Source organism: Candidatus Binatia bacterium (assembly GCA_029248525.1).
GTDB lineage: Bacteria > Desulfobacterota > Binatia > UBA12015 > UBA12015 > UBA12015.
The window spans coordinates 26,118-52,065 of sequence record JAQWJE010000039.1; the positions used below are offsets into that span (position 1 = coordinate 26,118).

Annotated in this window: 29 protein-coding genes and 2 pseudogenes; 23 read left to right on the top strand and 8 right to left on the bottom strand. The window is 59.0% G+C overall.

Going from position 1 to position 25,948, the window contains the following annotated elements; all coding sequences use genetic code 11:
- The first annotated feature begins 43 nt into the window (after positions 1-43).
- Together P8K07_08220 and P8K07_08225 are read left to right on the top strand one after the other, a co-directional pair.
- Complete coding sequence (locus P8K07_08220; GenBank protein MDG1958510.1) at positions 44-973, top strand: bifunctional riboflavin kinase/FAD synthetase; 930 nt, start codon at positions 44-46, stop codon at positions 971-973.
- Complete coding sequence (locus P8K07_08225; protein ID MDG1958511.1) at positions 970-1,944, top strand: RluA family pseudouridine synthase; 975 nt, start codon at positions 970-972, stop codon at positions 1,942-1,944. Before P8K07_08220 ends, P8K07_08225 begins: the two co-directional genes overlap by 4 nt.
- Positions 1,945-1,954: 10 nt before the next feature.
- On the opposite strand, the gene P8K07_08230 is transcribed toward P8K07_08225, so the two are convergent.
- Entirely contained in the window at positions 1,955-3,049 is a 1,095-nt protein-coding gene (locus P8K07_08230; GenBank protein ID MDG1958512.1) for a DUF481 domain-containing protein, read from the bottom strand.
- Positions 3,050-3,080: 31 nt separating this feature from the next.
- Complete coding sequence (locus P8K07_08235) at positions 3,081-3,227, bottom strand: hypothetical protein (GenBank protein ID MDG1958513.1); 147 nt, start codon at positions 3,225-3,227, stop codon at positions 3,081-3,083.
- A gap of 210 nt (positions 3,228-3,437) precedes the next feature.
- Here P8K07_08235 and rho point away from each other — a divergent pair, with 210 nt between their 5' ends.
- The 19 genes and pseudogenes from rho to P8K07_08330 all read left to right on the top strand — a co-directional run bounded on the left by rho (position 3,438) and on the right by P8K07_08330 (position 18,988).
- Positions 3,438-4,685, top strand: a complete 1,248-nt coding sequence (gene rho / locus P8K07_08240; protein MDG1958514.1) for a transcription termination factor Rho — start codon at positions 3,438-3,440, stop codon at positions 4,683-4,685.
- 144 nt (positions 4,686-4,829) lie between these two features.
- Positions 4,830-5,504, top strand: a pseudogene (rpsB, locus tag P8K07_08245) (30S ribosomal protein S2).
- Positions 5,505-5,669: 165 nt separating this feature from the next.
- The gene (gene tsf, locus P8K07_08250; GenBank protein ID MDG1958515.1) at positions 5,670-6,569 is read left to right on the top strand and encodes a translation elongation factor Ts; all 900 of its coding nucleotides are present in this window, start codon (positions 5,670-5,672) and stop codon (positions 6,567-6,569) included.
- Positions 6,570-6,579: 10 nt separating this feature from the next.
- Positions 6,580-7,308, top strand: coding sequence for a UMP kinase (gene pyrH, locus P8K07_08255; protein ID MDG1958516.1), 729 nt, complete (start codon positions 6,580-6,582; stop codon positions 7,306-7,308).
- The gene (gene frr, locus P8K07_08260) at positions 7,305-7,862 is read left to right on the top strand and encodes a ribosome recycling factor (GenBank protein ID MDG1958517.1); all 558 of its coding nucleotides are present in this window, start codon (positions 7,305-7,307) and stop codon (positions 7,860-7,862) included. Before pyrH ends, frr begins: the two co-directional genes overlap by 4 nt.
- 7 nt (positions 7,863-7,869) lie before the next feature.
- A complete protein-coding gene (locus P8K07_08265) occupies positions 7,870-8,700 on the top strand; it encodes an isoprenyl transferase (GenBank protein MDG1958518.1) in 831 nt (276 codons plus the stop codon).
- A complete protein-coding gene (locus P8K07_08270) occupies positions 8,687-9,484 on the top strand; it encodes a phosphatidate cytidylyltransferase (GenBank protein ID MDG1958519.1) in 798 nt (265 codons plus the stop codon). Before P8K07_08265 ends, P8K07_08270 begins: the two co-directional genes overlap by 14 nt.
- A gap of 18 nt (positions 9,485-9,502) precedes the next feature.
- Positions 9,503-10,609 carry an RIP metalloprotease RseP gene (rseP, locus tag P8K07_08275; protein MDG1958520.1) on the top strand — a complete coding sequence of 369 codons (1,107 nt, stop codon included), beginning with the start codon at positions 9,503-9,505 and terminating at the stop codon, positions 10,607-10,609.
- 2 nt (positions 10,610-10,611) lie between these two features.
- Positions 10,612-11,352 (top strand): tRNA (adenosine(37)-N6)-threonylcarbamoyltransferase complex dimerization subunit type 1 TsaB, encoded by a 741-nt coding sequence (gene tsaB / locus P8K07_08280; protein MDG1958521.1) that lies wholly within the window; start codon positions 10,612-10,614, stop codon positions 11,350-11,352.
- Between the two features lie 113 nt (positions 11,353-11,465).
- Positions 11,466-11,711 (top strand): DUF465 domain-containing protein, encoded by a 246-nt coding sequence (locus P8K07_08285; protein MDG1958522.1) that lies wholly within the window; start codon positions 11,466-11,468, stop codon positions 11,709-11,711.
- Between the two features lie 147 nt (positions 11,712-11,858).
- Positions 11,859-12,332, top strand: a pseudogene (gene ilvN, locus P8K07_08290) (acetolactate synthase small subunit).
- A 124-nt stretch (positions 12,333-12,456) separates the two neighbouring features.
- Entirely contained in the window at positions 12,457-13,473 is a 1,017-nt protein-coding gene (gene ilvC / locus P8K07_08295) for a ketol-acid reductoisomerase (protein ID MDG1958523.1), read from the top strand.
- A 7-nt stretch (positions 13,474-13,480) separates the two neighbouring features.
- On the top strand, positions 13,481-14,155 hold the full coding sequence (locus P8K07_08300) for a phosphatidylserine decarboxylase family protein (protein ID MDG1958524.1): 675 nt from the start codon (positions 13,481-13,483) through the stop codon (positions 14,153-14,155).
- Positions 14,152-14,985, top strand: coding sequence for a CDP-diacylglycerol--serine O-phosphatidyltransferase (gene pssA, locus P8K07_08305; GenBank protein MDG1958525.1), 834 nt, complete (start codon positions 14,152-14,154; stop codon positions 14,983-14,985). Before P8K07_08300 ends, pssA begins: the two co-directional genes overlap by 4 nt.
- Positions 14,986-15,132: 147 nt before the next feature.
- Positions 15,133-15,924, top strand: coding sequence for a hypothetical protein (locus P8K07_08310; protein MDG1958526.1), 792 nt, complete (start codon positions 15,133-15,135; stop codon positions 15,922-15,924).
- A 28-nt stretch (positions 15,925-15,952) separates the two neighbouring features.
- Positions 15,953-17,710, top strand: a complete 1,758-nt coding sequence (locus tag P8K07_08315) for a cbb3-type cytochrome c oxidase subunit I (protein ID MDG1958527.1) — start codon at positions 15,953-15,955, stop codon at positions 17,708-17,710.
- A gap of 30 nt (positions 17,711-17,740) precedes the next feature.
- Positions 17,741-18,322 (top strand): cytochrome c oxidase subunit 3, encoded by a 582-nt coding sequence (locus P8K07_08320; protein ID MDG1958528.1) that lies wholly within the window; start codon positions 17,741-17,743, stop codon positions 18,320-18,322.
- Between the two features lie 18 nt (positions 18,323-18,340).
- On the top strand, positions 18,341-18,718 hold the full coding sequence (locus tag P8K07_08325) for a cytochrome C oxidase subunit IV family protein (GenBank protein MDG1958529.1): 378 nt from the start codon (positions 18,341-18,343) through the stop codon (positions 18,716-18,718).
- Positions 18,719-18,721: 3 nt separating this feature from the next.
- Positions 18,722-18,988, top strand: coding sequence for a hypothetical protein (locus P8K07_08330; GenBank protein ID MDG1958530.1), 267 nt, complete (start codon positions 18,722-18,724; stop codon positions 18,986-18,988).
- 88 nt (positions 18,989-19,076) lie between these two features.
- Here the strand turns inward: P8K07_08330 and P8K07_08335 are convergent, their stop codons facing one another.
- From P8K07_08335 to P8K07_08360, 6 genes are all read right to left on the bottom strand, one after another.
- The gene (locus tag P8K07_08335) at positions 19,077-19,682 is read right to left on the bottom strand and encodes an SCO family protein (protein MDG1958531.1); all 606 of its coding nucleotides are present in this window, start codon (positions 19,680-19,682) and stop codon (positions 19,077-19,079) included.
- Positions 19,679-20,464, bottom strand: coding sequence for an ABC transporter permease (locus P8K07_08340; protein ID MDG1958532.1), 786 nt, complete (start codon positions 20,462-20,464; stop codon positions 19,679-19,681). The genes P8K07_08335 and P8K07_08340 overlap by 4 nt, the downstream gene beginning before the upstream one ends.
- Before the next feature lie 14 nt (positions 20,465-20,478).
- Positions 20,479-21,423 carry an ATP-binding cassette domain-containing protein gene (locus P8K07_08345; protein ID MDG1958533.1) on the bottom strand — a complete coding sequence of 315 codons (945 nt, stop codon included), beginning with the start codon at positions 21,421-21,423 and terminating at the stop codon, positions 20,479-20,481.
- Position 21,424: 1 nt separating this feature from the next.
- A complete protein-coding gene (gene cyoE, locus P8K07_08350; GenBank protein ID MDG1958534.1) occupies positions 21,425-22,327 on the bottom strand; it encodes a heme o synthase in 903 nt (300 codons plus the stop codon).
- Positions 22,328-22,329: 2 nt separating this feature from the next.
- Positions 22,330-22,593, bottom strand: coding sequence for a cytochrome c oxidase subunit II transmembrane domain-containing protein (locus P8K07_08355; protein MDG1958535.1), 264 nt, complete (start codon positions 22,591-22,593; stop codon positions 22,330-22,332).
- Between the two features lie 63 nt (positions 22,594-22,656).
- Positions 22,657-23,490: a carboxypeptidase regulatory-like domain-containing protein gene (locus P8K07_08360; GenBank protein MDG1958536.1), complete on the bottom strand. Its 834-nt coding sequence runs from the start codon at positions 23,488-23,490 to the stop codon at positions 22,657-22,659.
- 280 nt (positions 23,491-23,770) lie between these two features.
- Between P8K07_08360 and leuB the strand changes: the two genes are divergently transcribed.
- Together leuB and P8K07_08370 are read left to right on the top strand one after the other, a co-directional pair.
- Positions 23,771-24,883: a 3-isopropylmalate dehydrogenase gene (gene leuB / locus P8K07_08365; protein ID MDG1958537.1), complete on the top strand. Its 1,113-nt coding sequence runs from the start codon at positions 23,771-23,773 to the stop codon at positions 24,881-24,883.
- Between the two features lie 6 nt (positions 24,884-24,889).
- On the top strand, positions 24,890-25,945 hold the full coding sequence (locus tag P8K07_08370) for an Asd/ArgC dimerization domain-containing protein (protein MDG1958538.1): 1,056 nt from the start codon (positions 24,890-24,892) through the stop codon (positions 25,943-25,945).
- The last annotated feature ends 3 nt before the right edge of the window (positions 25,946-25,948 follow it).

Consider the following 25,948-nt stretch of genomic DNA (forward strand, 5'->3'; position numbering starts at 1 on the left):
AGCGTCTGGCGAGAGGTTTTGCTAGTCAACGCCTCGTAGCGCTATGCGTATTCTCCGCCATCAGAGAGATAAACCCTTCCGTTCGCCGGTTGTGGCACTCGGAAACTTCGATGGTCTGCACCGCGGTCACGAGGCTATCGTCGCCCGAACAGTCGAGTTGGCCGCCGAGACCGGCGGGGAACCTGTCGTCTTTACGTTCTTCCCGCACCCGATCTCCGTGGTCGCGCCTGACCGGGCGCCGCCGCAAATTACCAGTCTGTCCGAGCGGATGCGGGGTCTTCGTTCGTTGGGTGCGGCGGGAGTCGTCCTGCAACGATTTACACCGGCCTTCGCGGCTATCGAGGCCGAGGCGTTTCTTCGGGACGTGATTGCGGGCGAGTTGGGCGCCTCGGGAATCGTTGCCGGGTTTGACGTGACTTTCGGTCACGACCGGCGCGGAAACCCGGCGCTTCTCGAAAGTCTGGGCCCGGAGTTGGGCTTGCGCGTGGGGATTGTTTCGCCAGTGGCCGAGGACTCGGGCAAGGTGAGCTCCAGTGCGATCCGCCGGGCATTGGCCGCAGGCAATGTGGCTGAGGCAGGGCAATTGCTTGGGCGACCGCATCGCGTTTTTGGAACCGTTCGCGAAGGGGATCGTCGTGGTGCGACGATCGGCTTCCCGACAGCCAATATCCTGCCCCACGGAGGGCTGCTGCCCCCCGATGGCGTTTACGCGGTGCGAGTTCGGATCGAGGGCGACGACACCTTCTTCCCGGCCGTGGCAAATCTTGGCACGAATCCGACCTTCGGGGGGGTGGGGCGGCGATTGGAAGCCCACCTCTTCGATTTCAATCGCGACCTTTATGGACGTGCGATCGAGGTTGGATTTGCCCACCGATTGCGGGGGGAGATTCGGTTCCCATCGGTGGCCGAACTGGTGGCACAGATCGAGGCCGATGCGGCAGAAGCACGGAATCTGCTGCTCGGAGGCTCGTGACGCGCGCGACACCGGAGAGCCAGATTGTCCATTGCGTTGTCGGCCCGGAGGGCGCGGGGCAAAGGTTGGACCGCTTTCTCGCCGCACAGAGTTTCCTCCCGACCCGCTCACGTATCGCTTTTCTGATTCGCGGTGGGCATGTATCCGTCGATGGCGTCGCTCGAAAGACCAGTTATCCGGTGAGCGTGGGCAACGTGGTCGAAGTTGTCTTGCCGCCCGAGGAACCGTCCTGGGTGGAGCCTGAAGATATCCCGCTCGACGTCCTGTTTGAAGATGAGTCGATCGTGGTGATCAGCAAGCCCGCGGGGATGGCATCACACCCGGCGCCCGGGACTCGCCATGGAACGCTGGTTGCGGCCTTGTTGCATCGCTGGTCACTCGGAGAGGGGTGGCCGGATCCCCAACGACCGGGAATCGTGCATCGTCTCGACAAGGATACGACCGGTGTGATGGTGGTCGCCAAGACACCCGAAGCGTTGCAGGGACTTGCCGTGCAGTTTCAGGAGCGCACCGTGCGCAAATCCTACCTCGCGATTGTTCGGGGCGTTCCCCGCGAAACATCAGGATCCGTCGATTTGCCGATCGGCCGAGACCCGCAAAATCGCAAGCGGATGCAAGCTGTGACCGGGCAGAAGCGCGAGGCGGTGACTCCGTGGGCCGTCCTCGAGCGCTTCGGTGGGCAGCGTCCGGCCGCGGCGCTCGTGGAGTGCAAGCCTCGCACAGGGCGCACGCATCAGATTCGCGTTCATATGGCGTGCCTCGGCCATCCACTGATTGGCGACGAGGTTTATGGATCTCGTCGCGTGCCGGCGGGAGCCAGCGGCGCGATGCGCGCGGCATTGCTCGAATTTCCGAGACACGCGCTGCACGCTTATCGGCTCGAGATCAATCACCCGGTTGGCGGACGCCCCCTGCGGTTCGAGGCGCCACTGCCCGAGGATATGCACAACCTGCTGCTGCAGCTTCGCTAGTTCGACCCTCTTACAAGCTGACCGAGAGCCCGACGTTGAAGTAGAAGCTATTGGGCTGCGTCCCCGCTGCTGGACGATTATTATAATCGTCGGTGATTTGTACCTTGAAGTTCAGAATCGAGATCACGGGAACCGTGTAGCTTACACGGGCTTGTAGAAGGTAATTATCGGCAAACGCATTCAGGGCGGGGAGGTAGTTCAACTCGGCCGTGAGCGTGCTGTCGAGAGGCAGATCCCATTGGGTATCGAGACCCAGCGCCAGGGCGGCATATTCATTTTCATCGCCGCCGAAATAACTTTCGAAAACCCAACCAAAGCCAGCCTTGGCGCTTACCCGGCCCTGGTCATTATCAATGAAATCCCAGCCAGCACCGGCGCTCGGTTGGGCGCGGAGGCTGAGTTTCTGAATCGCGTTATACGTCGCGGCCATATCCCCAAAAACGAAGATATGGTCCCAAACGGTGTAGCGAAGATTGAGGGTGCCCACCGCTTCGTCGAGATTGGTCTGCTTGGGCGCATTGTCCTCTTTTTGCGTCCCGTAGCGGTAGCTGACCCCGACCTTCAATTGAGATTTCTCGGAATCTCGTTGCGCCGCAGCGCCGAAAAGAATTTGCGTCGTATCTGTGGTCGCCTGCGATGTGGAAGCGGAAAGGTCGAGGGAGCCGCTCCAAAACCGCAGATTGTCGCGGGTCCATTGGTCGAACTCGCCTGCCGCGGGGCTACCGAGGGATACGATCTCCGACAGCGGGACTTGTACCGAGCGGCCGTTCTCTGTGCGGATCTCGAGGTTTCCTTCCCTGATGCCGTCGAGACGACCCAGCACAGATTCGTGTTCGCCGAAGATGATCAATCGGGGCTCGGTCGTGGTGAGATTTTTCAATTCGTCAGTCGCAACCGCCACGCTGCTGTCGGTCCCGTCGATGGCGAAATTGGCTTTGTCGTCAACAATGTCGACAAGCTCCCCGGTCAGAGTTGACTGGCCAGCATCCAGCGAGTCGATCGCTTCTGCGGCCTGCGGCGCCGCCAGCGCCAGCGCCCCAAGGAGCCCGAAGACGGCGAGTCGCGCTGGGAGAGTGATCGTGCTGAGGAAGGGAAAATTTTGCATGCCAGAGTGGAACTAAATCGACTTGTCGGTGTCAAGCGAGAAGACAGTGGTCAACCTCGGCTGGCGCTCCGGTTTTGGTTTGCTCTTCCCCGAGGCTCAGCGTAAGCAGGAACGACTCCGACGGTTTCTTCGCATCCGCTTTTCCGGTTGCGGGTGGCCGCAGGAGCTTTCCCTTCATCGCTGATTTCCCAAATAGATTGCCCTTTACTTTTGCCCCTTGAAGTTTGTCGAGAGGAAATAGATTCGGTCCAACCAGATGAGTCCAAGACGAGCTGCTTCCAGACGTGAGGAATCCAACCCGGGAGATTCGACCCCCACGCCCGACGGGGTAGTCGTTGATGTTGAGGGCGAGCCCGAGGTGCTCGCTCCGGCGGATGCGCCCCCGCCCATCCACCTCTCGGACCTGAAGGGGAAGGATATTCAGGAATTGGCGGGCATGGCCCGTTCCGTCGACGCCGAAGGGGCATCGACGATGCGACGGCAAGAGCTGATCTTCGCGATCCTGCAGGCGCAGACAGCCCGGCAGGGCTTGATTCACGGAGATGGCGTTCTGGAAGTTCTGCCGGACGGATTCGGTTTTTTACGATCTCCGGACTACAGCTACCTTGCCGGACCGGACGATATCTATGTGTCGCCGTCGCAGGTGAAAAGGTTTGATCTTCGGACCGGAGACGTGGTTTCCGGGCAGATTCGATCACCTAAAGACGACGAGCGCTACTTTGCCTTGTTGCAGCTGGATGCAATCAACTACGACCCGCCAGCGGAGTCTCGGCAGAAAGTGCTGTTTGATAATTTGACGCCGCTTTATCCCGACGATGCGATCCACCTCGAATGCGGTGCCGAGGAACCGACGGGGCGGGTTCTCGATTTGATGGTGCCCATCGGCAAGGGCCAACGGGCACTGGTGGTGGCCCCGCCCCGAACCGGCAAGACGATCATGCTGCAGAATATTGCTCGCGGCATTACCGCCAATCATCCGGACATCGATTTAATCGTACTGCTCGTGGACGAGCGCCCCGAAGAGGTCACGGATATGCGCCGTTCGGTAGCGGGAGAGGTCGTGAGTTCGACTTTTGACGAGCCCCCGACACGTCACGTCCAAGTCGCCGAGATGGTGATCGAGAAGGCCAAGAGATTGGTCGAGCACGGTCGCGATGTGGTGATTTTGCTGGATTCCGTCACTCGACTGGCCCGGGCCTACAATACGGTCGCGCCCCCTTCGGGGAAGGTGCTGTCAGGTGGGGTGGATTCAAATGCCCTGCATAAACCGAAGAAGTTTTTCGGCGCGGCCCGCAACATCGAGGACGGAGGGTCGTTGACGATCATTGGCACAGCCCTTGTCGAAACGGGCAGCCGCATGGACGAGGTGATTTTCGAGGAGTTCAAGGGGACCGGCAATATGGAGGTCCATCTCGATCGCCGCCTGGTGGAAAAGCGAGTTTTCCCGTCAATCGACGTGAATCGGTCGGGTACGCGCAAGGAGGAACTGTTGCTCGGAGCCGAGGTGCAGGGTCGCGTCGCGATCCTGCGGCGCCTTCTTTCGCAGCTCAACTCGGTGGAAGCAATGGAATTTCTCCTCGACAAGCTGGCGGAAACGCCGACCAACGAGGACTTCATCGCGGGAATGAATCGATAATCGCCCCGATTTGGCCCGTAAAACCCCGGAATCCGCGATGAAGACGCATTGCGGGGCTAGCGGGGCTTTGTTACTCAAATCGAACCGATCCCCGGATAAGGGGCGTTTTTCGCCTGCCCGGTGGTCGGATCTGACGGAGATTGTATGCCCGAGCCCACAATGAAGCAGCTTCTGGAGGCTGGAGTCCATTTTGGCCACCAGACGAGTCGATGGAACCCGAAGATGAAGCGCTACATCTTCGGCGCCCGAAACGGGATCTATATCATCGACTTGCAGCAGACCGTCCGGATGTTCCGAGAGGTCTATGGTCAGGTCCGCGAACTTGCGGCCTCGGGAGGAACTCTCCTCTTCGTGGGCACCAAGAAGCAGGCTCAGGAGCCCATCAAGGAAGAAGCGCTGCGTAGCGAAATGTATTTCGTGAACAATCGCTGGCTCGGTGGGATGTTGACCAACTTCCCGACGATCAAGGCCTCGATCGATCGCTTGCGCAAGCTCGAAGACAGCCTCGCCGACCCGACGACCATCGAGGCCTATACGAAGAAGGAAATTCTCGGTCTCGAGAGAGAGCGCGAAAAATTGGAACTGTCTCTCGGCGGAATCAAGGAAATGCGCAAGCTTCCCGATGCGTTGTTTGTCATTGACCCGAAGCGCGAAGAGATTGCGGTGAAGGAAGCCAACAAGCTCGGCATTCCCGTGATCGCCGTGGTCGACACCAACTGCGATCCCGAAGTGATCGACTACAAGGTGCCCGGCAACGACGATGCAATCCGCGCGATCCGTTTGTTCTGTTCTTCGATCGCGGACGCGGCCCTCGAGGGGAAAGCGGAACTCGAAGAGAAGATTGCCGCTGGCAATGACGGCGACACCGACGCCCCCGCGGCCACTTCGATGGAAGAGGAAATGGCCGCCGGCGAAGAGTCGGCTCCCTCAGTTTAGCTCGCTGTCACGCCAGGCGTGACAGTCCAAGACAGCAGGAATATAGAAGTGGCGATTACAGCGGCACAGGTGAAGTCTCTGCGCGAGAAGACCGGCGCAGGCATGATGGATTGTAAAAACGCACTGACCGACAGTGGCGGCGATATCGATGCTGCGCTGAAGCAGTTGCGCGAAAAAGGACTCGCGACAGCGGCCAAGCGCGCTGGGCGCACAGCGGCCGAAGGCATGGTGGTTGCAAACCTGGTTTCCCCGGGCGAGGGCGTGCTGCTCGAACTGAACTGCGAAACTGATTTTGTTGCCAAGACCCCCGGGTTCCTTGATTTGGCGACTCGGTTGGCTTCGGTTCTGCCCGGCAATGCCACCGTAGAAGGCGTGCAGGAAGCAGACGCTGTCGGCTTGGCCGATATGACGGTTGAAGGCAAGACGATCGCCGACAGCATTGCAGATGCAATTGCCTCGATGGGTGAGAATGTTCTCGTGCGTCGAGTCGCCCGCTTCGCGCCGGGGGATTCCGCCGGCGCTGTCGGCGCATACGTGCACGGGGGCGGTAAAATCGGCGTTCTCGTCGAAGCGTCGACTGATGCTACTGGCGACAAGGCGGCCGAAGTCGTTGCCGTGTTGAAGGATATCGCCATGCAGGTCGCGGCCGCCAACCCCCAATGGTGCACCCGAGAGGATGTCCCGGCTGAGGACCTGGCTCGCGAAAAGGAAATTTTCTCGAATCAGGCAGCTCAGAGCGGCAAGCCCGAAAACGTTGTCGAGAAGATCGTGACCGGCAAGGTGGAGAAGTTCTACCAGCAGGAATGTTTGATCGATCAGGAGTATATTCGCGACGGGCAGTTGACGATTGCCAAACTTCTTGATCAGGAAGCTAAGAGAATTGGAACTTCGATCCAATTGAAGCGCTTTGCCCGGCTCCAGCTGGGTGAAGCTTCGAACGATAGCTGAGAGAGCCTATATGCCTGAGGGAACTGCCTACCGCCGAATTCTCCTGAAACTCAGTGGCGAGGCGTTGGCCGGCGGCGACGGGGACAGCATCGATGATGCGCGTTTGACCCAGTTTGCTCGCGAAATCCGTGATGTTCATGCTCTCGGCGCTCAGGTCTCGGTGGTGATTGGCGGCGGGAATATCTTCCGTGGCGGGCGCGGCCAAACCCATGGTATCGAGAGAGCAACTCGCGATTATATGGGCATGCTCGCGACCATCATGAATGCTCTCGCGCTGCAGGCGGCTGTGGAGGCGCAGGGCGTCAAATCCAGAGTCCTGTCCGCCTTGGAGATCAAGGAAGTCGCGGAGCCCTATATTCGCCGCCGGGCGACACGCCACCTCGAAAAGAATCGGGTCGTGATCTTTGCGGCTGGAACCGGCAATCCCTTTTTCACCACAGATACAGCGGCGAGCCTGCGAGCGGTCGAGATTGGCGCCGATATCCTGATGAAGGCGACGCGGGTCGATGGCGTTTATGATTCGGATCCCGAAAAGAACCCATCAGCCGTACGTTTTTCGGAACTCTCCTACCTCGATGTTTTGAGTCAGAAGCTCGGCGTGATGGATTCGACCGCAATTTCTCTCTGCATGGAGAACTCCCTTCCTGTATTGGTGTTCAATATGCTCGAGGAGGGAAATTTTTTGCGCGCGGCTCAGGGCGAGTCCATCGGAACCATTGTGCGAGGAGCGGAATCTTGATTCAGGATATTGTCGAGACTCTGGAGCTGGAAATCGAGGGTACCGAGGAGGCTCTGCAAAAAGAGTTTTCGCGTGTTCGCACGGGCAGGGCGACCACAGGACTGCTCGATGGGGTCTTTGCCGAGTACTACGGGGCGCAAACGCCGCTGGGCCAGATGGCGACGATTAATGCGCCCGAAGCCCGACTTCTGGTTGTCACACCCTTCGACAAGCAGGCGATCGGTGCAATCGAGAAGGCGATCAAGGTCGCTGACCTGGGCCTCAACCCGATTAATGACGGAAAGATTGTCCGGATCCCGATCCCGGAGTTGACCGAGGAGCGTCGACGGGATTTGGTGCGTCAGGTGAAGAAAGTGACGGAGGATTTTCGGATTTCGATCCGAGGCCACCGGCGTGACGCCAACGAGATGCTCAAGGATCTTCTCAAGCAAAAGGAAATCGCGGAAGATGAGTCCAGGACCGCGCAGGAAAAAGTCCAGAGGCTCACCGACGATGGCATTGCCCGCATCGACAAGGCTTTGAAGTCGAAAGAAGCCGAAATCATGGAAGTTTGAGGCGGGTATGGCGGTCAGTAACTCAGCGCGTTCCAAGCTTTTATTGCGCGGCGTGGACCCGGAACGAATCCCGCGTCATGTCGCCATCATCATGGATGGCAACGGACGTTGGGCAACGGCCCGCGGTTATGACCGGCTCTATGGCCATCAGCGAGGCAAGACCTCGGTGAAGGCGATCGTCGAGTTCGCTCGACAAATCGGTATCGAGTATCTCTCGCTCTACGCATTCTCGACAGAGAATTGGCAGCGACCCGGGGCGGAAGTCTCGGGTCTGATGCGATTGCTCAAGCGCTACGCGACCACCGAACTCGACCGCATGATGAAAAACGGAGTTCGACTGCGGGTCATCGGGAATATGCGGAAGTTGCCGCGGGATGTCAGGGACGCCCTGCGCACAACGATCGAAGCGACACGAAAGAATCGTGAGCTGACGGTGATGCTGGCGCTTTCCTATAGCGCCCGTGAGGAGATCGCTTCTGCCGCGCGTGCACTGGCCCGGCGAGTCAAGCGTGGTGACCTTGAACCCGAGGAGATCACCGAGGATACTATGGCGCAGAGTTTGGGGACCGCGGGGATTCCGGATCCCGACTTGCTGATTCGAACCAGCGGCGAGGTGCGTCTTTCGAACTTCCTGCTCTGGCAGGTCGCCTATACGGAAATCTATATCACCGAAACCCTTTGGCCTGATTTTCGAGAGCCCGATTTCATGGAGGCCTTGCGGCAATTTCAGGTGCGGGAGCGGCGATTCGGCAAAGTAGAGGGCGACGAATCTCGAGAAGGCGATGCGCGGGCCCCTTCCTTGACGGCTCGGCAGGCTCGACTGCGTGCTGCGCACTAGGCTCGCGACGGCAGCGGTCGCGATCCCGGCTCTGGTCTGGCTGGTCTTCGAGGCGCCGATCGGACTCTTTGCCGGTTTCATTGTCGGGCTGACGGCCGTCGGCCTCGGAGAGTTCGCCTCGATGGCGTTTCCTGGCAAGGCGCGTCCGCAGGGGTATGCGGTTATATCCGGGATGGCTTTTGCGGGTGTGGTGGTGGTGCATCGTGCGGATGCTGTTTCACTGGTGCTTGTCGTATCGATAGTCGCAGGTCTGCTTCTGGCTCTGAATTCCGAGGATCTGGCGGAGGGGGTTCGCGAAGCAGCGCACGGCTTCCTGGCGGCGACCTACGTGGGTTTCCTGCTGCCGCATGCGGTAAACCTGCGAGCCCTGCCGGGGGGTGATCGCTGGGTCTTTCTCGCCATTGCATGTTCCATGGCAGCCGACACGGCAGCGTACTTTACCGGGCGCATGATCGGACGCACGCCGCTGGCTCCCAGCATCAGCCCGAACAAAACCATCGAGGGTGCCGTCGGAGCGGTTTTCGGCAGCAGCCTCCTCGCCGCTCTGGTTCTGATTCTGATGCCTCCTCCCGGATATACTTGGGAAATCGCATTGTTGGCGGGGCCCTTGATCGGTGTGGTGTCGCAAGCAGGCGATCTGATTGAGTCGATGTTCAAGCGAGCATACGGTGCCAAGGACTCTGGATGGGTGATTCCAGGGCATGGTGGCGTGCTGGATCGGATCGACAGTCTGGTTTTACCTCTGGTCTTCACCTATTATTTAGCTGCAGGTGTTCTCTTTTAATTCGGGGCGGTGGAGTCGATGGTAACAAGCATTCTGGCGGCAATTCTTGTTCTGGGCCTTTTGGTGACGGTTCATGAATTGGGGCATTTTCTCGCAGCCAAGCGATTGGGCGTCGGGGTGATTCGATTCTCGATTGGATTTGGCCCAGTCCTGTTTTCGCGCACCGTGGCCGGGACCGAATATGCATTATCGGCGATTCCTCTGGGTGGCTACGTCAAAATGGTCGGTGAGGCCGAGGACGGGCTGCAGGGGGGGGAGGAGAATCCGGAAGATATCCCCGTGGTTGCCCAGGCGCGAGACGATTCCTTTGCCGACAAGCCTGCCTGGGTGAAGGCAACTATTTTGCTCGCCGGTCCCGGGTTTAATCTGCTTTTTGCATGGCTCCTTTACAGCATCCTCTTTGCGACAGGTGTTCCGGTCCTGACCTCGGTGGTCGGCGACGTGAAGGAAGGCATGCCGGCAGCGGCTGCAGGCATGGTCAGCGGAGACCGGATCGTCGCAGTGGATGGCGAGCCGGTCAGCCGATGGGATGAGCTTTCTGCAGCCATCCGCGCGAGCGAGGGCCGGGTTGTCGACGTGACTGTGAAGTCGGAAGAAGCCGACGCCACGGAACGCACGCTGCGACTCCAGCCCGAAGAGATGGAAGGCAAGACCATTTTCGGTGAACCGCTGCCGACCTGGGTGATCGGGATCGGCCCCGCGGATCAGGTAATCACCGAGCGGAGCGGTATTTTGGCATCGATCGGCAAAGGCTTCGCGCAGACCGGCGAGTTCATCAAGCTGACTCTTGTCTCGTTTGTGAAACTCTTCCAGCGTGTGGTTCCCGCCTCGAGTCTGGGTGGTCCGATCATGATCATGCAACTCGCCGGGGAACAGGCCCAGCAGGGAGCGCAGGCTCTGATCGGGTTCATGGCGATCCTCAGCATCAATCTCGGCATCATTAACCTCATGCCGATTCCGGTTCTGGATGGAGGACAGCTGATGTTCCTCGGCATCGAGGCGGTCATTCGCCGCCCCCTCGGCGATCGTTCTCGGGAGCTGGCGACGCAGGTAGGATTTTTCTTGCTGATCTCGCTGATGGGCTTTGCGTTTTATAACGATATTTCCCGCCTGATCTTTTCCTGACAATGATTTTGCTGGGGATCGACACCGCGACATCGACCGGCGGAGTGGGGATTGTTCGGGCCGGCGATGGTGAGAGCCGAATTCTGGCCGACGATTCGCGAGTCGCCGGTCGTACGCACGGGGCGATGATCCTCGAGCAGATGGACGCTGCGTTGGCGACCGCCGAGTTGGAACTTTCGGAGGTCGATGTTTTCGCTGTGGCCAACGGCCCGGGTTCATTTACCGGATTGAGGGTGGGGATGGCGACGGCAAAGTCGCTGGCCTGGGCCTGCGGTCGGCCGCTCATCGGGGTGCCGACCCTGGAGGCCTGGGCGGGTCGCGCGATCTCCATCGACGATACGGCCGCCGCGGGTGCCGATCAGGTAATTGGCGTCGTCCTGGATGCCCGGAAGGGCGAGGTTTATCGTGCGGCCTTCGCGTCCGACCCCGGGGCAAGCCAGTTGCGACGCATTCTCCCCGAGGCTGTGGTAGCGCCCGAGGCGTGCGCCGACAGTTTGCTCTCGCTGGTCGGCGCAGGCTCCACGGTGCGCTTGCTGGGCGATGGCCCTGCGCGTTACACGGAGGCCTTTTCGTCTCTGGCCAGCCTGGAGCAGGTGCCGATGGATACTCTTCCGCCATCGGGAGGCGCGGTCGCTTCGCTGGCCGCATCCAGGGCCCTGGCAGGGGACTTTGATGATCCGCGGCGGTTGGCTCCTCTCTACGTCCGGGCCTCCGAAGCCGAGCTTTCGTTGGCCAAACGATAAATTCAGTTTAGCGGATTGATCAAGATCGGAGATCCGCGTATTCTGGAGACAGGTCCTTTGCGGGCCAGATCAAGCGAACGAAAATCAAGGCGCCTGGCGCCAGAGGAGTGTCTATGGAGCAGCGAGAGCAACAAGCCATCCGGTCACTTTTGGATCACGACTTCGAGCTGAGAAAGACCTTTCGGCAGCACGCCGATCTGGAAAAACAGATCAAGGCGTTTAACGGCCGGCCGGCACTCACCGCCGCCGACGAGGCCCTGCGAAAGCAACTGCAGAAGCGCAAGCTGGCGGGAATGGATCGCATGATGGCCATCGTGGCCCGTCACGATGCCCACTCGCCCGCGTCCAAGATGAGCTGAGGCCTCCCGGAATCCAGTCTCTTGGGGGCTCCTGAGGGCGCGGCGAGCTGGTTGGAATCGACGATTTTACGATTGTGGCGAGGAAAGTTGCGTTTCGTTCGCCAGCGATAGTGGATCTATCCACCTCCAATAGCTAAATGCACGCCTATGCGGCACATTATATCTGTGCTCGTGGAGAACGAGTTTGGGGTTCTCGCGAAGGTTTCAGGTCTGTTTTCGGGGCGCGGCTTCAACATTGAAAGCCTGTGCGTTGCGGAAACCAGCGACCCGACGATCTCGCGAATCACCCTGATGACCACGGGCGATGACAGCGTTCTCCAGCAAGTCACCAAGCAACTCAACAAGCAGGTGAACGTTGTAAAGGTAAGCGACCACCGAGAGGGCAGTTCCATCGAACGTGAACTCGTCCTGATCAAGGTAGCGGCCAGCGGAAATACACGCAGCGACGTTCTCGGGGTGGTGAATATTTTCCGCGGCAAGATCGTTGACGTCGCGGCGGAATCCTACGTGGTTGAAGTCACGGGGACACAGGATAAAATCGAGGCTCTTTTGAGACTGCTCGAGCCCTACGGGGTTTTGGAGATTGTCCGGACGGGTGTTGTTGCCCTTCGGCGCGGCGCTGATGTCCTGGCGCATGCTCCACGGGAAGTCGCCCCTGAGGTGGATCAGGACGGGGAACATGAGGGTCGTATTCAGCGAGATGGCTCGGAAGCCGATTTCGTCTAGGGAGTGAAGCGCAATGGCATTGAACGTCTATACCGACAAGGACGCGAGTCTTGATTTGATCCGAGGCCGCAAGGTCGCGGTATTGGGCTACGGCTCACAGGGGCACGCTCATGCTCTGAACCTGCACGAGAGTGGCGTGGAGGTATGCGTCGGTCTCCGACCCGATAGCGCTTCGCGTGCGAAGGCCGAATCGGCCGGCTTGAAAGTGCTGGATACGGCAGCGGCGGCCAAATGGGCCGAGGTCGTGATGGTATTGCTGCCCGACGAGATGCAGCAGGAGTCGTTCGAAAACGAGATCGCGGCCGGGCTCGAAGAAGGCAACTCGTTGGCCTTCGGTCATGGCTTCAATTTTCATTTCGAAAAGATTGTCCCTCCCGCGGGTGTGAATGTGTTCATGGTCGCGCCCAAGGGCCCGGGGCATCTGGTGCGCAGTGAGTATCAGGGTGGTCGTGGTGTTCCCTGCTTGATTGCGATCGGCCAGGATCCGACCGGGGATACCCGCGACGTTGCTCTCGCTTACGCCAGCGCAATCGGTGGCGGCCGCGCCGCGATTATCGAGACCACTTTCCGTGAGGAAACCGAAACCGATCTCTTTGGCGAGCAGGCAGTCCTGTGCGGCGGTCTCACCGAATTGGTGCGGGCGGGCTACGAGACCCTCGTCGATGCCGGTTACGATCCGGATATGGCCTACTTTGAATGTCTGCATGAGGTGAAGCTGATTGTGGATCTGATGTACGAGGGCGGCATCGCGAACATGCGTTACTCGATCAGCAATACCGCAGAGTACGGAGATCTGACCCGCGGCAAGCGCGTCATCGGGACAGAGGCCCGCAAGGCGATGAAGGAAATCCTTGCGGAAATTCAGGAAGGCAAGTTTGCGGACGAATGGCTCACGGAGCATCGGTGCGGCCAGCCTCATTTCCGGGAACTTCGCAAGGAAGGCGAGCATCATCCAATCGAGGAAGTCGGAGCAAGATTGCGTGGGTTGATGCCATGGATGAAGTCCGACCGTCTTGTCGACAAGTCGAAGAACTAGGCCTGGTTTGAGTTCCGACGCCGATATCGGACGTCTGATTGCGCCCGAGGGAAAAACCTCCGTTGCCGGCTTTTTGGGCGCGGGGTGTTTGATGGCCTTGCTGGGCGTTCTCGTGTCGCCCTGGTGGTGGTTGCCAGCAGCCCCGGCAATCGTTCTGGGCCTTTTCTTCTTATGGTTCTTTCGGGACCCGGCGCGAGTTCCGCCGGGCGGGCCCGAGAGTGTGGTATCTCCCGCCGACGGCCGCGTTCTTCGCGTCGAGACGGATGTGGAGGACGCCCGCTTCTTTGAAGGCGTCGGAACACGTGTGTGTATTTTCATGTCCCCGGTGGATGTTCATGTGAACCGCAACCCGGTCGACGGCGAAGTCGAAGCTGTGCGCTATCACGCCGGAAAGTACTTCGCCGCATATTCCGACAAGGCCTCGCTGGATAATGAACAGAATGCCGTCGTTCTGCGAACCACGAACGGTCGACGGCTCGGGTACGTGCAAATTGCGGGCTTTCTGGCGCGAAGAATCGTTTGTCATTTATCCGCTGGTGATTCCTGCGTTCGCGGCGAGCGAATGGGGATGATCAAACTCGGCTCGCGGGTTGACATTTTCGTGCCGGGCGCATTTACCTTGGGGGTGGAGGCAGGGGATCGGGTACTCGCTGGCGAGACGGTCCTCGGTCAATTGGAATGACGGGGCGGGGGAATAAAAAGGTACGGCCGATTCGCGATGGCGGAGACGACGGGGCGACCATGCCCAGAGGCGTCTACATTCTGCCGAACCTGTTCACGACGGCCAGCATCTTTATCGGCTTCTATGCGATTCTGTCGGCGAGTCAGGGCCATTTCTTCCGCGCAGCCGTTTGTATCGTGGTCGCGCATGTCTGTGACGGTCTCGACGGTCGTATTGCCCGGCTGACCAACACCACCAGCGCCTTTGGCGTTCAGTACGATTCGCTCGCGGATCTCGTGGCATTTGGCGTCTCCCCGGCAATCCTGATTTATTACTGGGCGCTTCAGCCTTTCGGTGCGTGGGGATGGCTTGCGGGGTCGCTCTTTGTGGTCTGTGGGGCTCTCCGACTGGCTCGATTCAATGCCCAGGCGGCGGTTTCGAAGTCCAATGATTTCATCGGATTGCCGATTCCTGCAGCAGCCGATCTTTTGGCGGCCACGGTTCTGCTGTATGATTATTTCGATGTCCCCGCAGACTCCAGTCGTTACGTTTTGGTCCCGGTTCTGGTCTATTCATTGGCGCTTCTGATGGTCAGCAACGTCCCTTATTACAGCTTCAAGGATATCAATGTGCGTTCGCGGCAGCCTTTTTCGATGCTGGTCGCAGCGGTGATTTTGGTGATGTTGCTCATCGCCGAACCGCAGGTGATGCTCTTCGGCGGCATGTTGGGTTACGCCGCCTCGGGACCGGCCAAGGCGCTCATCGACTGGCTCAGGCAAGATCCGGGCACCGACGCAGAGGCCCGATCAGGGCAAGGTGGGCGAGCAGGCCGAGGACAAGACAGTCCGTGACGGGATGCGGTCTGATTGAATCCCGGGCCTGGTTCGGGGGCGCTTGATAAGTAGCGCTTATGTAACGACCCTATTTGTTATACTTGATTCTAACTTTTAAAAGCGGTTGAAGATCATGGACTTTTCTACAAACTCAGAGGTGATTGAGTGAATTCCGAATACGGATTCGAGATCGGGATGTCCCCACCGGCATCTACGTACTCCGGGCAGATTGATTGGTTGATGGGTGTATTGCACATCGCCATGATTGGGATGTTTCTTATTTGGGGCATTTATTTCGTGTATTGCCTCATCGCTTATCGGGCACGCCCCGGTGGGCAGGCGACGTATCACCAGACCGGCGAGAAGGCTTCCTTCATCCCCGACGGAATCGTGCTGGCTTTCGAACTTTGGCTGATTCTCGGGTTCGGGATTCCGATCTGGGCGGAACTCAAGCAGGAGACCCCTCCTGTGGAAGAGTCTCTCGAAGTCGTCCTCGTAGCCCAGCAATTCGCGTGGAATTTCCAGTACGCCGGCCCGGATGGAGTTTTCGGCAAACGCGACGTTGATCAGGTATCGGCCTCGAACCCGATTGGTCTCGATGAGCAGGATCCGGCCGCGAAGGATGATTTCATCACGATCAACAATCTCTACGTCCCGGTCAACAAATCGGTGATTTTGCGGATGACGTCCAAGGACGTGATCCACGATTTTCAGGTGACGAATTTCCGTAACAAGCAGGACATTCTCCCCGGTACGGTCCAGACACTCTGGTTCGAACCCGAAAGGACCGGCAAGTTCGAGATCGGCTGCGCCCAGCTTTGCGGCTTGGGGCATACGCAGATGGTCGGGAATGTCTGGGTGGAAACCCCGGAAGACTACAAAGAGTGGGAACAAGAACAGATCGAGGAGGCGATGGCGGAAGCCGAAGCCGAGGCATCTGATTCGGCGCGGTCCTGATGGACCCGGATCCACGGAGTAAAAGTATATGAGCGACCACGGTCACGCAGAGCCGACCACCTTTTGGCGGAAATACGTATTTTCCGTCGACCATAAGGTGATCGGGATTCAATACCTTATCACTTCCTTCCTTTTTCTCCTGGTGGGTTTCGGCATGATGATGCTGATGCGCTACCAGCTCGCGATGCCGAGTCCCGGAGATGATTTTGACCCGGATAATCTGGGAATGATTCGTGGCGCGATTGCCTGGTTGTTCGGTGAGAATTTGATGCCCTACGGGTTCATGTCTCCCCACTTCTACAACCAACTGGGCGCCATGCACGGTACCGTCATGATTTTCCTCGGTGTTGTGCCTCTCGGAGTTGCGGCCTTCGGTAACTACGTTCTGCCGATTCAGATCGGTGCCGACGACATGGCCTTTCCGCGCATGAACATGATGTCCTACTGGGTGTATCTGGTCGGTGGCATCGTCATGATGTCGGCTTTCCTCGCACCTGGCGGAGCCGCTCAGTCAGGCTGGACGTCTTATGCTCCGCTTTCGGTGGTTGCACCCCCGGGACAGACAATCTGGCTCATCGCGATGGTGATCATCATCACGTCTTCTCTTCTGGGCTCCATCAATTTCATCGTGACCACCCTGAATATGCGCGCCAAGGGGATGACCTTCGGCCGTCTCCCGATCTTTTGCTGGGCGCAGTTGGTGACAGCTGTTCTGCTGCTTCTCGCCTTTCCTGTCCTTGAAGCGGGAGCCATCTTCCAGCTTCTGGACCGCGTCGCGGGAACCAGCTTCTACATTCCCAAGGACATGATGTACGGGTCGACGGTCTTTCCCGCCGCAGGCGGTGGTAACCCGTTGCTCTGGCAGCATTTGTTCTGGTTCCTCGCCCACCCCGAAGTTTATGTGCTTCTCCTGCCGGCGATGGGCATCGTGTGCGAAATCATCGCGACGAACACGCGTAAGCCGATCTTCGGTTACAAGGAAATCGTTGGCTCGATGATTCTGATCGGCGCCTTGAGCTTTGTGGTCTGGGCGCATCATATGTTCGTGTCCGGGATGCGAACCAGTCTGGCCAATCTATTCGTGACGACCACGCTGACGATTTCAGTTCCATCGGTAGCGATCCTGACCTGTATGCTGCTCAGTTTGCGAGGGGCGCAAATCCGCTTCAATACGCCCATGCTCTTTGCGCTGGCCTTTCTGCCGATGTTCGGCATCGGTGGCTTGACCGGGCTTCCTCTGGGCTTCGCCCCGACAGATCTTTATCTGCACGACACCTATTACGTTATCGGCCATTTCCACTACGTTGTGGCCCCCGGGAGTCTTGCAGCTTTGATGGGTGGCACTTATTTCTGGTTCCCGAAAATGTTCGGCCGCCGGATGAACGAGAAGCTCGGAAAGGTCCACTTCTGGATGACCATCATCCCGATGAACTTTGTTTTCTTCCCGATGCTCTTCCAAGGCATGTGGGGGATGCAGCGACGACTCGCAGATCCGACCTTGCAGTGGCACAACCTTCCCGTGCAGGGTTGGAACTATGTCATCTCGGCCGCAGCGCTGGTGCTCCTGATCGGCCAGCTGCCGTTCATCTTCAACTTTTTCTACAGTATCTGGAACGGGGAAGAAGCCGGCGAGAACCCGTGGGAAGCGACGACGCTGGAATGGTCTTGCCCGTCTCCGCCTCCACATGGCAACTTCCTCGCACCGCCTCAGGTCTATCGTGGCCCTTATGAGTACAGCGTCCCCGGACGTCAGAGCGACTTCTGGCGCCAGGACGAGATAGCCTGAACCGGCTGGAAAACGGATAGGAGAAACATCGTGAGCAGCCACGCACCTGCGAATACAGCCACCGGCATCTCGAATGCCAAACTTGGAATCTGGAGCTTTCTGGCATCGGAAGTAATGCTTTTTGGCGGACTCCTGAGCGCCTACGTCATCCTGAATACGGGCTCGGCGCATATGGTAACACCGCCTCGTTCCATGATGGGTGTCCCTCTGGCCACCTTCAACACCTTCGTGCTGATCTCCAGTTCGGTAGCCATGGTTCTGGCTCTGTCGGCGATCAAACAAAATCACGTCGATCAATTCAAGAAATGGATGTACTGCGTGATTGGTGGCGCGGGCATCTTCCTCTTGATCAAGAGTTACGAGTACAACCACAAATGGCACGAGGGTATTACGATCTCGAGCAACCTGTTCGGCTCCTTTTACTATACACTCACGGGCCTCCACGCGATTCATATCATTGGTGGGGTGGGCGTTCTTTTGTACATTCTCTACGAAGGCTCCAAGGGACGTTACGGTCCCGATAACTACGACCGCGTCGAGTGCGTGGGCCTGTATTGGCACTTCGTGGATCTGGTTTGGGTGATCTTGTTCCCGATCCTCTATTTGCTGTGAGAAACTGGAGTAGCGACGATGAGCGACGAACACGATAAGGAAGTCCGCGGTTACCTCGCGGTTTTTGCAAGTCTCCTCGTGCTGACGGGCATGACTGTCGGTGTGGCCTATATGAACCTGCCGGGTTCCATGGGGGTCATCATCGGGCTTCTGATTGCGGTGACCAAGGCAACCCTGATCGGGGCCTTCTTCATGCATTTGAGAGACGAAGGGAAGTTTATCAACTTCTCTCTCGGCGTCTGTGTCATGTTGGTCATGGTCCTCCTTTTATTCGTGATGCCTGACCTGGGACTCGTCGAAGAGGAACTGACCAGTATCCGTGAGCGAGAGGCTGCGGCACACGCTCACTACAGTGGTTTTCAGGATCACTCCGGAGCCGCGGAAGGTGGGCACTGAGCGATGACTATCGTTAGAATCAGCACGGCTTTGGCCACTCTAGGGGTTGTATTCTGGGCATTGATTCCCTCGGTCGCTCGGGCTTGCTTCGTCTGTTTTGGCGGGGAAGAGACCGAGTGGACTGCTGCTTTTGTGTCGGGGACCGTGGTGATGCTCGGCTTGCCCCCGGCGATCGTTCTCGGAGCCAGCTTCGCGATCTATCGCTCCGTCAAACGCAACGAGTCGCTGCTCGCTGAGCGAGAGGCGTCCGAGGACCAGCCAGAGGGTTGACCCTTATTCTGTTAGGGGCCGGGACTTCTGCTGGTTCCCGCGCCGCCTTCTGCTCTGAGGACGACCGGGATCCGGATGCTGGCTCGGATCAGGGCGACAAGCTGCGAACGTCGCCTCGCAGGCGGAGCATCGCCTCGGCATCTCGCATATCGTAGACGCCCCGAATTTGCGCCTCACCGTCGACCAGGACGAAATACTGGCTGTGGATGATCTCATCATCGCCCAGTTCCTGATTCCCCTCCAGAAGTGGGAGCAGCAAGCCCTCGCTGGCGAGGTTCCAGATCTCCGGTTTGTCGCCGGTCAGAAAAAACCAACGGTCGCGATTTGCGCCCACCCGGTCGGCATATGCGTCGAGGACCTCCGGTGTGTCCCGCTCGGGATCGACGCTGATGGACAGGAACTTCAGGCCTTCAACGGAGCGAGTCTCGTTTTCCAGCTTGTTCATGGCGCTGGTCATCCGCGGGCAAATCGCTGCGCAATGGGTGAAGATCAGATCCACAACGTAGGGGTTGCCCGCAAGTTTCTGGTTCGAGAAGGGCTCGCCTGATGTATCCACCAGAGAGAATTCGGGGACGTTCCCAATCACGCTGAGGGGAGGGCGCGTTCGTCCCCCCAACAGGGCAGCTACGACGGCCAGACCGGCGACTGTGACGAGTCCGGCGATAATGAGAAAGCCGCTGCGAGATTGTTTCATACGAGATCCGGGTCCAGAGGTGCTGAAGCCATGCGCGTCGCTGCAACAAAGGCGGCGATGGCAAAGGCGAAGGTTAGGGCAATGGAGATCGCCATCGACGGTATGCTGGAATCGGGACCGATCGAGTTCGGGTCAAGTGCCCAGCGAACCGAGGCCATTCCATAAGTTAGCGGATTGAGGCGCATCAGAAATCCCATCCATGGCGAGGCGCCAGCCGCGGGAAAGAATGCCCCGGAAAGGAGCCACATGGGAATCAGAAGAAGGTTCATGACGGCGTGGAACCCTTGGGTGGATTCCATCTTCCAGGCGATCATGAAGCCCAGCGTCGTCAGGCTGACGGCAATGACAGCGAGCATGAGGACGGCACCGAGAAAACCGCCCAGGGTCGGTGAAAGGCCAGCCAGAGGCGCTGCGAGCAGGAGCAGGAGCGCTTGTCCGAGAGCCAGAGTGCTGCCTCCGAGGACTTTTCCGAGAACGATCGCCGATCGAGGCACCGGCGCTACCAGGACGGCTTGTAAAAAACCTTCCTTGCGGTCTTCGATTACCGAGATGGTCGAGAAAATTGCAGTGAAGAGAATCACCAGGACGATCGTACCCGGGAAGAAATATTCAGAGTACCCGAGGCTGCTGAGGCCTTCTCCGGCCTCAAAGGAGCCGGCGAAGCCTGAACCGAGCACCAGCCAAAACAGGATCGGCGTCGCGAGCGCTCCGATGATCCGACTGCGTTGTCGGTAGAAGCGAACGATTTCTCGTCGCCAGAGAGTCGCGATTGCCAGAGTCACACACTTGTCCTAGCTCAGTCGCCGTCGCGATCCCAGAGTCGATGACCGGTCTTCTGCATGAAGACATCTTCGAGCGTCGGTCGACCGACGCTGACGGCATCGATCTGACCTGGAAAGGCTTCGAAGAGTTGCGGGACAAATTCAGGGCCTCCTGCCCGTCGGACCCGCAGAGTGTCATCCACTTTTTCGGAGCTTTGTCCGAACTTGGTCGAGAGTTCCGAGGCGAGATTGTCCAGGTCGCCGGCCCGAATGGTGACCACATCGCCGCCCAGGCTCTGGCGCAGCGCTTCCGGGCTGTCGAGCGCTGCCGCCTGACCGCGATCCAGAAAAAGGAGTCGATCGCAGCGGTCGGCATCTTCCATCAGGTGTGTTGTGATCAGAACGCTCAGGCCTTGCTCGCTGCGCGCCCTCTCGAGGTAGCTCCAGAGGTCCAGGCGGGCACCCGGGTCCAGGCCGGTAGTGGGTTCATCGAGCAAGACGAGCGAGGGACGGTGCATCAATCCCTTCGCCAGATCGATTCGTCGTTGCAGCCCGCCGGAGAGGTTCCGCACAAGCTCGCCCTCGCGGTCACGGACGCCGACTTGATCGAGCATTTCGTCGATGCGGGTTTCAAGGTCCGCGCCGCGAATTCCGTAGAGGTGCCCCTGATGGCGCATGTTTTCGCGCACGGTGAGCTGGAGGTCGAGGCTGGGAGATTGGAATACGACCCCAATTTGACGACGCACAGCCTCGCTTTCGGAGACCACGCAATGCCCCCGGATTGAAGCACGTCCCGCATCTGGTTTGAGCAAGGTGGAGAGAATCCGGAACAGGGTGGTCTTGCCGCCTCCGTTAGGCCCGAGGAGCCCGAAGATCTCGCCTGCCTTGACTCCGAACGAGAGTCCCTGAAGCGCTGCGGTGTCTCCGTAGCGATGCGCCAGTTCGTGGACTTCGAGAATCATGTTCCTGTCCTCGTTCATCTCATTCGCTCCATGCTTTGGTGCTGCTGAGAAGGAGAAGGAGGGCGGGTAGGTAGATTACGGAAACTCGCAAAAGGATCCGAGCGGCCGTTTTGTTGCGGACTTGGGCGGTGTAGGCCGCCGAGCCGAGGAAGGTCAGGCCCAGAAGCAGAGCCCCCCAGAAGTAGGCTGGTTCAGACATGCCGAGAATCGAGGGGAGCAGGCTCACCGGAAGCAATCCCAGACTGTACAGCAGCATCTGTCGGGCGGTGGCCGACCCTTGCTGGTCGTGCACAGGCAGCATGGGCTGCAGGCCCTTTTCATAGTCCTCTCGATAGATCCACGCGATCGCGAGAAAGTGGGGCATTTGCCAGAAAAATAAAATCCCGAAAAGGACCCAGGCCTCGATTGAGAGCTGATTCGTCGCGGCGGTCCAGCCCATCATCGGCGGAATGGCTCCGGGTACGGCGCCGATCACGGTGCAGAGGGAGTTGACGCGCTTGAGCGGGGTGTAGACCGCCGTGTAGAGAAAGAGTGTCAGGACGCCGAGACCCGCGGTGAGCTGATTGGCGGCGACTGCGAGGAGCGCCGTGCCGGCTATGGAGAGGAGGACGCCGAATATGGCACCTTGCATTCGATCCATTCGCCCGGCGGCGAGCGGGCGGCGTCGGGTTCGCTCCATCAAGGCATCGGTGCGAACTTCGATCACCTGATTCAGGCAGCTCGCACCTGACGCGATCAATGCCGTGCCCAGCAGGGTTCCCCAAAACGGCAGGATCTCGATCGTCGAGGCCCCCAGCCAGAAGCCGGCTGCGGTCGTGATCAGAACCATCAGGGTGATGCGAGGTTTGGTCAACTCGATCAGGTCGGTGGCCCACGTCTGGGTTGCGTCCACCGCTTGGTTGCGGAGTGTTTGCGTCTCCATCCTCATGACCCCCGCGTCGGGAGCGATGAGGGGACGGTGATCGTGACGGGCGGGTTTGCGGCTCGCTCGAGTGGTCCTTGTTGCCAGGCCATCAAGGCTATAGCGGTGACCAGCGCCGCGGGAACCAGAGTCCAGATGATTTCCGCGTGGATCGCCTCGGACCGCGCTGCATCCGCGAGTCGCCGCTGTCGCAGCAGGTTCAGCAGAATCTGGATTTGCACCGCGAAAAATATAACGCCACAAATCCAGAAAATCTTAGTTTGCAAGGGGTTCTCCCCGAAGCTGAGGATCAGGTCGGAATCGACCGACCAGATCCCCGGAGACGGATATCAGGAAGTTGAGTAGGCGAAGTCGATCGTGGCGGTCCCATCAGCTGCGATGGTGACGGAGCCTTCTTTGGTTCCGAGCTTCTCCTGCCAAGCTTCGATCGTGTAGGTGCCCGCGGGAAGCCCGTCGATGCTGAAGGTGCCATCGGGGGCCGTGACGGTGAAGAAGGGGTGCGTCATGACGGCGACGTATCCGCTCATCCACGGGTGGACGTCACATTTGACTGCGAACAGAACCTCTTCCTCGCCGAACGAGGTGTCTTTCTTCTTCACGAACTTCGGCATGGCGAAGTTGAAGCCGGTGTTGACCTTGGGCATGCCGTGCACGTTGTGCAAAGTCTTGTCGCTGTTCAGGAAGCGCACCGGCTGGCCGACCATGACGCCGGTGACATGAGGCTGATAAAGACAGCCCACCTGGTTGATCTCGACAGCTTCCGTCGGAGCGTCGAATTTCTGACCTTCCAGACCCGTTTTCACGAAAACGAAGACGTTGGAGAGGCCGCCGTTATCGTCGACGATGACTTCTTCTGAAAGCACCGGCGCGCTGTGCTGCTTGGCGCACTGAGGGTCGGCATCCATGCGGAGCTTCTTGCGCTTCGGCGCGTCTCCATCGAGGGTGACTTTGCCTTCCACCTTGCCCGCAGCGCTGGAGGCCTGCGGCAGCATGAGGAGGCCCGCGAGGGCGGCAACACTGAAGATTCCCAAAGCTTTTCCGAACGTGGTCTTCACAATGATCCTTCCGATTTCGCGTGAAGCTCTATGCTTCACGTTTTGCTGCGGCCCCTGATTGCAGGTTTTTTGCCACAGGAGCAGTTCATTCAGTTTGAAGCGCCGCAACCAATGCATCTTGCGGTCGGTCCGGCACGATGCCGCACCTTGTTTCGCTACCAGACGGGCACCGGTGGTACAATTTGTCGCATGCGGCGGTAATCTTGACTATCGTCTGGCCGCACCGTAGTTCGTTTTACCTGCTAACTGCTGATTTTCATTGGCGAACCCTAGGTTCTTTCAGTTTGAGAGGTTCCTGCCCACAGCGCAAGCGGCAACAGTCATTTTTTGAGGGGCACGGTCGGCTGGCAGCGATCAAGTCGAGGCCCGAGAACTTGAGGAGAGAGCATTGAGCGCCAAGATTGCGGTATTCCCCGGTGATGGCATCGGACCAGAAGTGACCCGGGAGACGGTGGCCTGTCTCCGGAAACTGGATGAATCAGCCGGTATCGGTTTCGAATTTGAAGAGGCTCTTCTCGGGGGCTGCGCGATTGATGCTCTGGGGATTCCTCTCCCGCCAGAAACCGTGGCACTGGCCAAGGACTCCGACGCATGTCTTCTGGGCGCAGTCGGTGGGCCGAAATGGGATGACCCTCGGGCGAAGGTGCGTCCGGAACAAGCCTTGCTCGGGATTCGCAAGGAATTGGAGCTTTTCGCGAATCTTCGGCCGGTGACATTGAACGAGGCCCTCCTCGATGCGTCAACGCTGAAGCCCGAGGTTGTTCGCGGGGTTGACCTCCTGGTGATCCGGGAGCTGACCGGCGGCATTTACTTCGGCGAGCCGAGTGAACGTCGAGATGGTCCCCACGGACGCGAAGCCGTCGACACACTTTTCTACACGGAAGGAGAGGTTCGCCGCGTGGTGGAAGTCGCCTTTGATCTCGCTCGCAAGCGCCGTGGGAAAGTGACTTCGGTCGACAAGGCGAACGTGCTTTCGAGTTCGCGTTTGTGGCGCGAGGTGGCTCACGAAGTCGCTGCGGAAAACAAGGATGTGGATTACGAGGATCTGCTGGTTGATGCGATGGCGATGCATTTGATCCGGCGCCCTCGCGATTTCGATGTCGTGGTGACGGAGAATCTATTCGGAGACATTCTGACGGATGAGGCCGCGATGCTTCCGGGCTCAATGGGACTTTTGCCATCCGCTTCGCTCGGTACAAGGCGAGGCGAGGTTCAGGTGGCCGGGGAGACGCGTCCGACGATTTTCGGACTTTATGAACCGATTCACGGAAGTGCGCCGGACATCGCCGGCAAGGGGTTGGCGAATCCGTTGGCAGCGATTCTGTCGGCGGCCATGATGCTCAGATTCTCTTTGGGGCAGGATGAGGCCGCGGCGCGACTTGAAGGTGCGGTGGATGCAGTGCTCGCTGCAGGTCTCCGGACAGCCGATATGGCCATCGAGGGCGAATCTCCAATATCGACGACGGCAATGGGCCAAGCCGTGTGTGAACAGATCGGCTGATACGCTGTGGCTTCCATTTTTATTATCGGGGGTAGCGAAGATCTCGCGGCCGAGGTTCTCGGCGAATTGCTCTCTCGTGGCCATGATCCCGAGCAATTCCGGTTGCTCCACGACAGCGCCACAGCAGGAGAATTTGTTGCCGTTGGCGAGACCAGGTTTCGCGTGGAGCTTGCGAGCGAAGAAGCCCTGGAAGAGGCAGAAGCGGCTATCTTTCTGGGTGACGGGCTTCTGGCCAAGGATTTTGTCCCGCTCCTGGCCGAGCGGGGAACTCTGGTGGTGGATGCGAGTCCCTACTCGCGTCGCATGGGGCTGGGCACGCTTGTCGTACCCGAAGTGAACGGGGAGTTGCTGGGAGCGGAGGGTCGTTCCCAACTCTTTGCGTTTCCGATGGCGACGACGGTGGGATTGGCGATCGCTTTGGCCCCTCTACACGCATTTGCCGCGATTCGCAGAGTGGTGGCGACTGTTTTCGAGCCAGCCTCCCAACGCGGGCCCGCGGGAATCGAAATGTTGTCACGGCAGTCGGTAGCGATGGTCTCCGGTGAGGGGGTCGATCGCGAGAAACATCCCGAGACCTTCGCCTTCAATGTTCGACCACAGGCTGCGGGACCAGAGGGCGAAGGTTGGGCTTTCGATGAGCGGATGGTGTGTCAGGAAATCGAGTCGCTTTTCCCGCAACCCGCTTTCGACGTTTTTCTGACGATCACGCGCGTGCCGGTTTTCGTCGGAGCCGCCCAGTCACTTTGGGTCGAATTCGACAGCAACGTTTCGCTCGAGGAAGTTCAGGAGGCGTTGCGCGGCGCACCGAGCATTCTGGTCGCTGGAGACGAGCTTCCCGAGGCTACCGACGAGGAGGCGCAACTCGTGCTGGCGGATGAGGAGGCCGGTCCGCTCGACGTCGCCGGATCGAGTGCCGTCCATGTGGCACGTTTGCGGCTCGATCCGCTGCGTTCGGATTGTCTCGGAATGTGGATTGCCTTCGATGATATGCGCAAGGGGGTCGCGCTCGGAGTTGCCAGCGTGTTCGAACGGGCCTGGGGTCGGTACGGCCCGGAGTATTGACCT

Excerpts from the sequence above, each read along its gene's own strand:
- P8K07_08235 (MDG1958513.1), bottom strand. The coding sequence starts at position 3,227 with ATGAAGGGAAAGCTCCTGCGGCCACCCGCAACCGGAAAAGCGGATGCG.
- cyoE (MDG1958534.1), bottom strand. The coding sequence starts at position 22,327 with ATGGAGACGCAAACACTCCGCAACCAAGCGGTGGACGCAACCCAGACG.
- rseP (MDG1958520.1), top strand. The coding sequence starts at position 9,503 with ATGGTAACAAGCATTCTGGCGGCAATTCTTGTTCTGGGCCTTTTGGTG.
- tsaB (MDG1958521.1), top strand. The coding sequence starts at position 10,612 with ATGATTTTGCTGGGGATCGACACCGCGACATCGACCGGCGGAGTGGGG.
- P8K07_08220 (MDG1958510.1), top strand. The coding sequence starts at position 44 with ATGCGTATTCTCCGCCATCAGAGAGATAAACCCTTCCGTTCGCCGGTT.
- P8K07_08330 (MDG1958530.1), top strand. The coding sequence starts at position 18,722 with ATGACTATCGTTAGAATCAGCACGGCTTTGGCCACTCTAGGGGTTGTA.
- P8K07_08345 (MDG1958533.1), bottom strand. The coding sequence starts at position 21,423 with ATGAACGAGGACAGGAACATGATTCTCGAAGTCCACGAACTGGCGCAT.
- pssA (MDG1958525.1), top strand. The coding sequence starts at position 14,152 with ATGACGGGGCGGGGGAATAAAAAGGTACGGCCGATTCGCGATGGCGGA.
- P8K07_08315 (MDG1958527.1), top strand. The coding sequence starts at position 15,953 with ATGAGCGACCACGGTCACGCAGAGCCGACCACCTTTTGGCGGAAATAC.
- pyrH (MDG1958516.1), top strand. The coding sequence starts at position 6,580 with ATGCCTGAGGGAACTGCCTACCGCCGAATTCTCCTGAAACTCAGTGGC.
- P8K07_08335 (MDG1958531.1), bottom strand. The coding sequence starts at position 19,682 with ATGAAACAATCTCGCAGCGGCTTTCTCATTATCGCCGGACTCGTCACA.
- P8K07_08265 (MDG1958518.1), top strand. The coding sequence starts at position 7,870 with ATGGCGGTCAGTAACTCAGCGCGTTCCAAGCTTTTATTGCGCGGCGTG.
- P8K07_08285 (MDG1958522.1), top strand. The coding sequence starts at position 11,466 with ATGGAGCAGCGAGAGCAACAAGCCATCCGGTCACTTTTGGATCACGAC.
- P8K07_08325 (MDG1958529.1), top strand. The coding sequence starts at position 18,341 with ATGAGCGACGAACACGATAAGGAAGTCCGCGGTTACCTCGCGGTTTTT.
- P8K07_08230 (MDG1958512.1), bottom strand. The coding sequence starts at position 3,049 with ATGCAAAATTTTCCCTTCCTCAGCACGATCACTCTCCCAGCGCGACTC.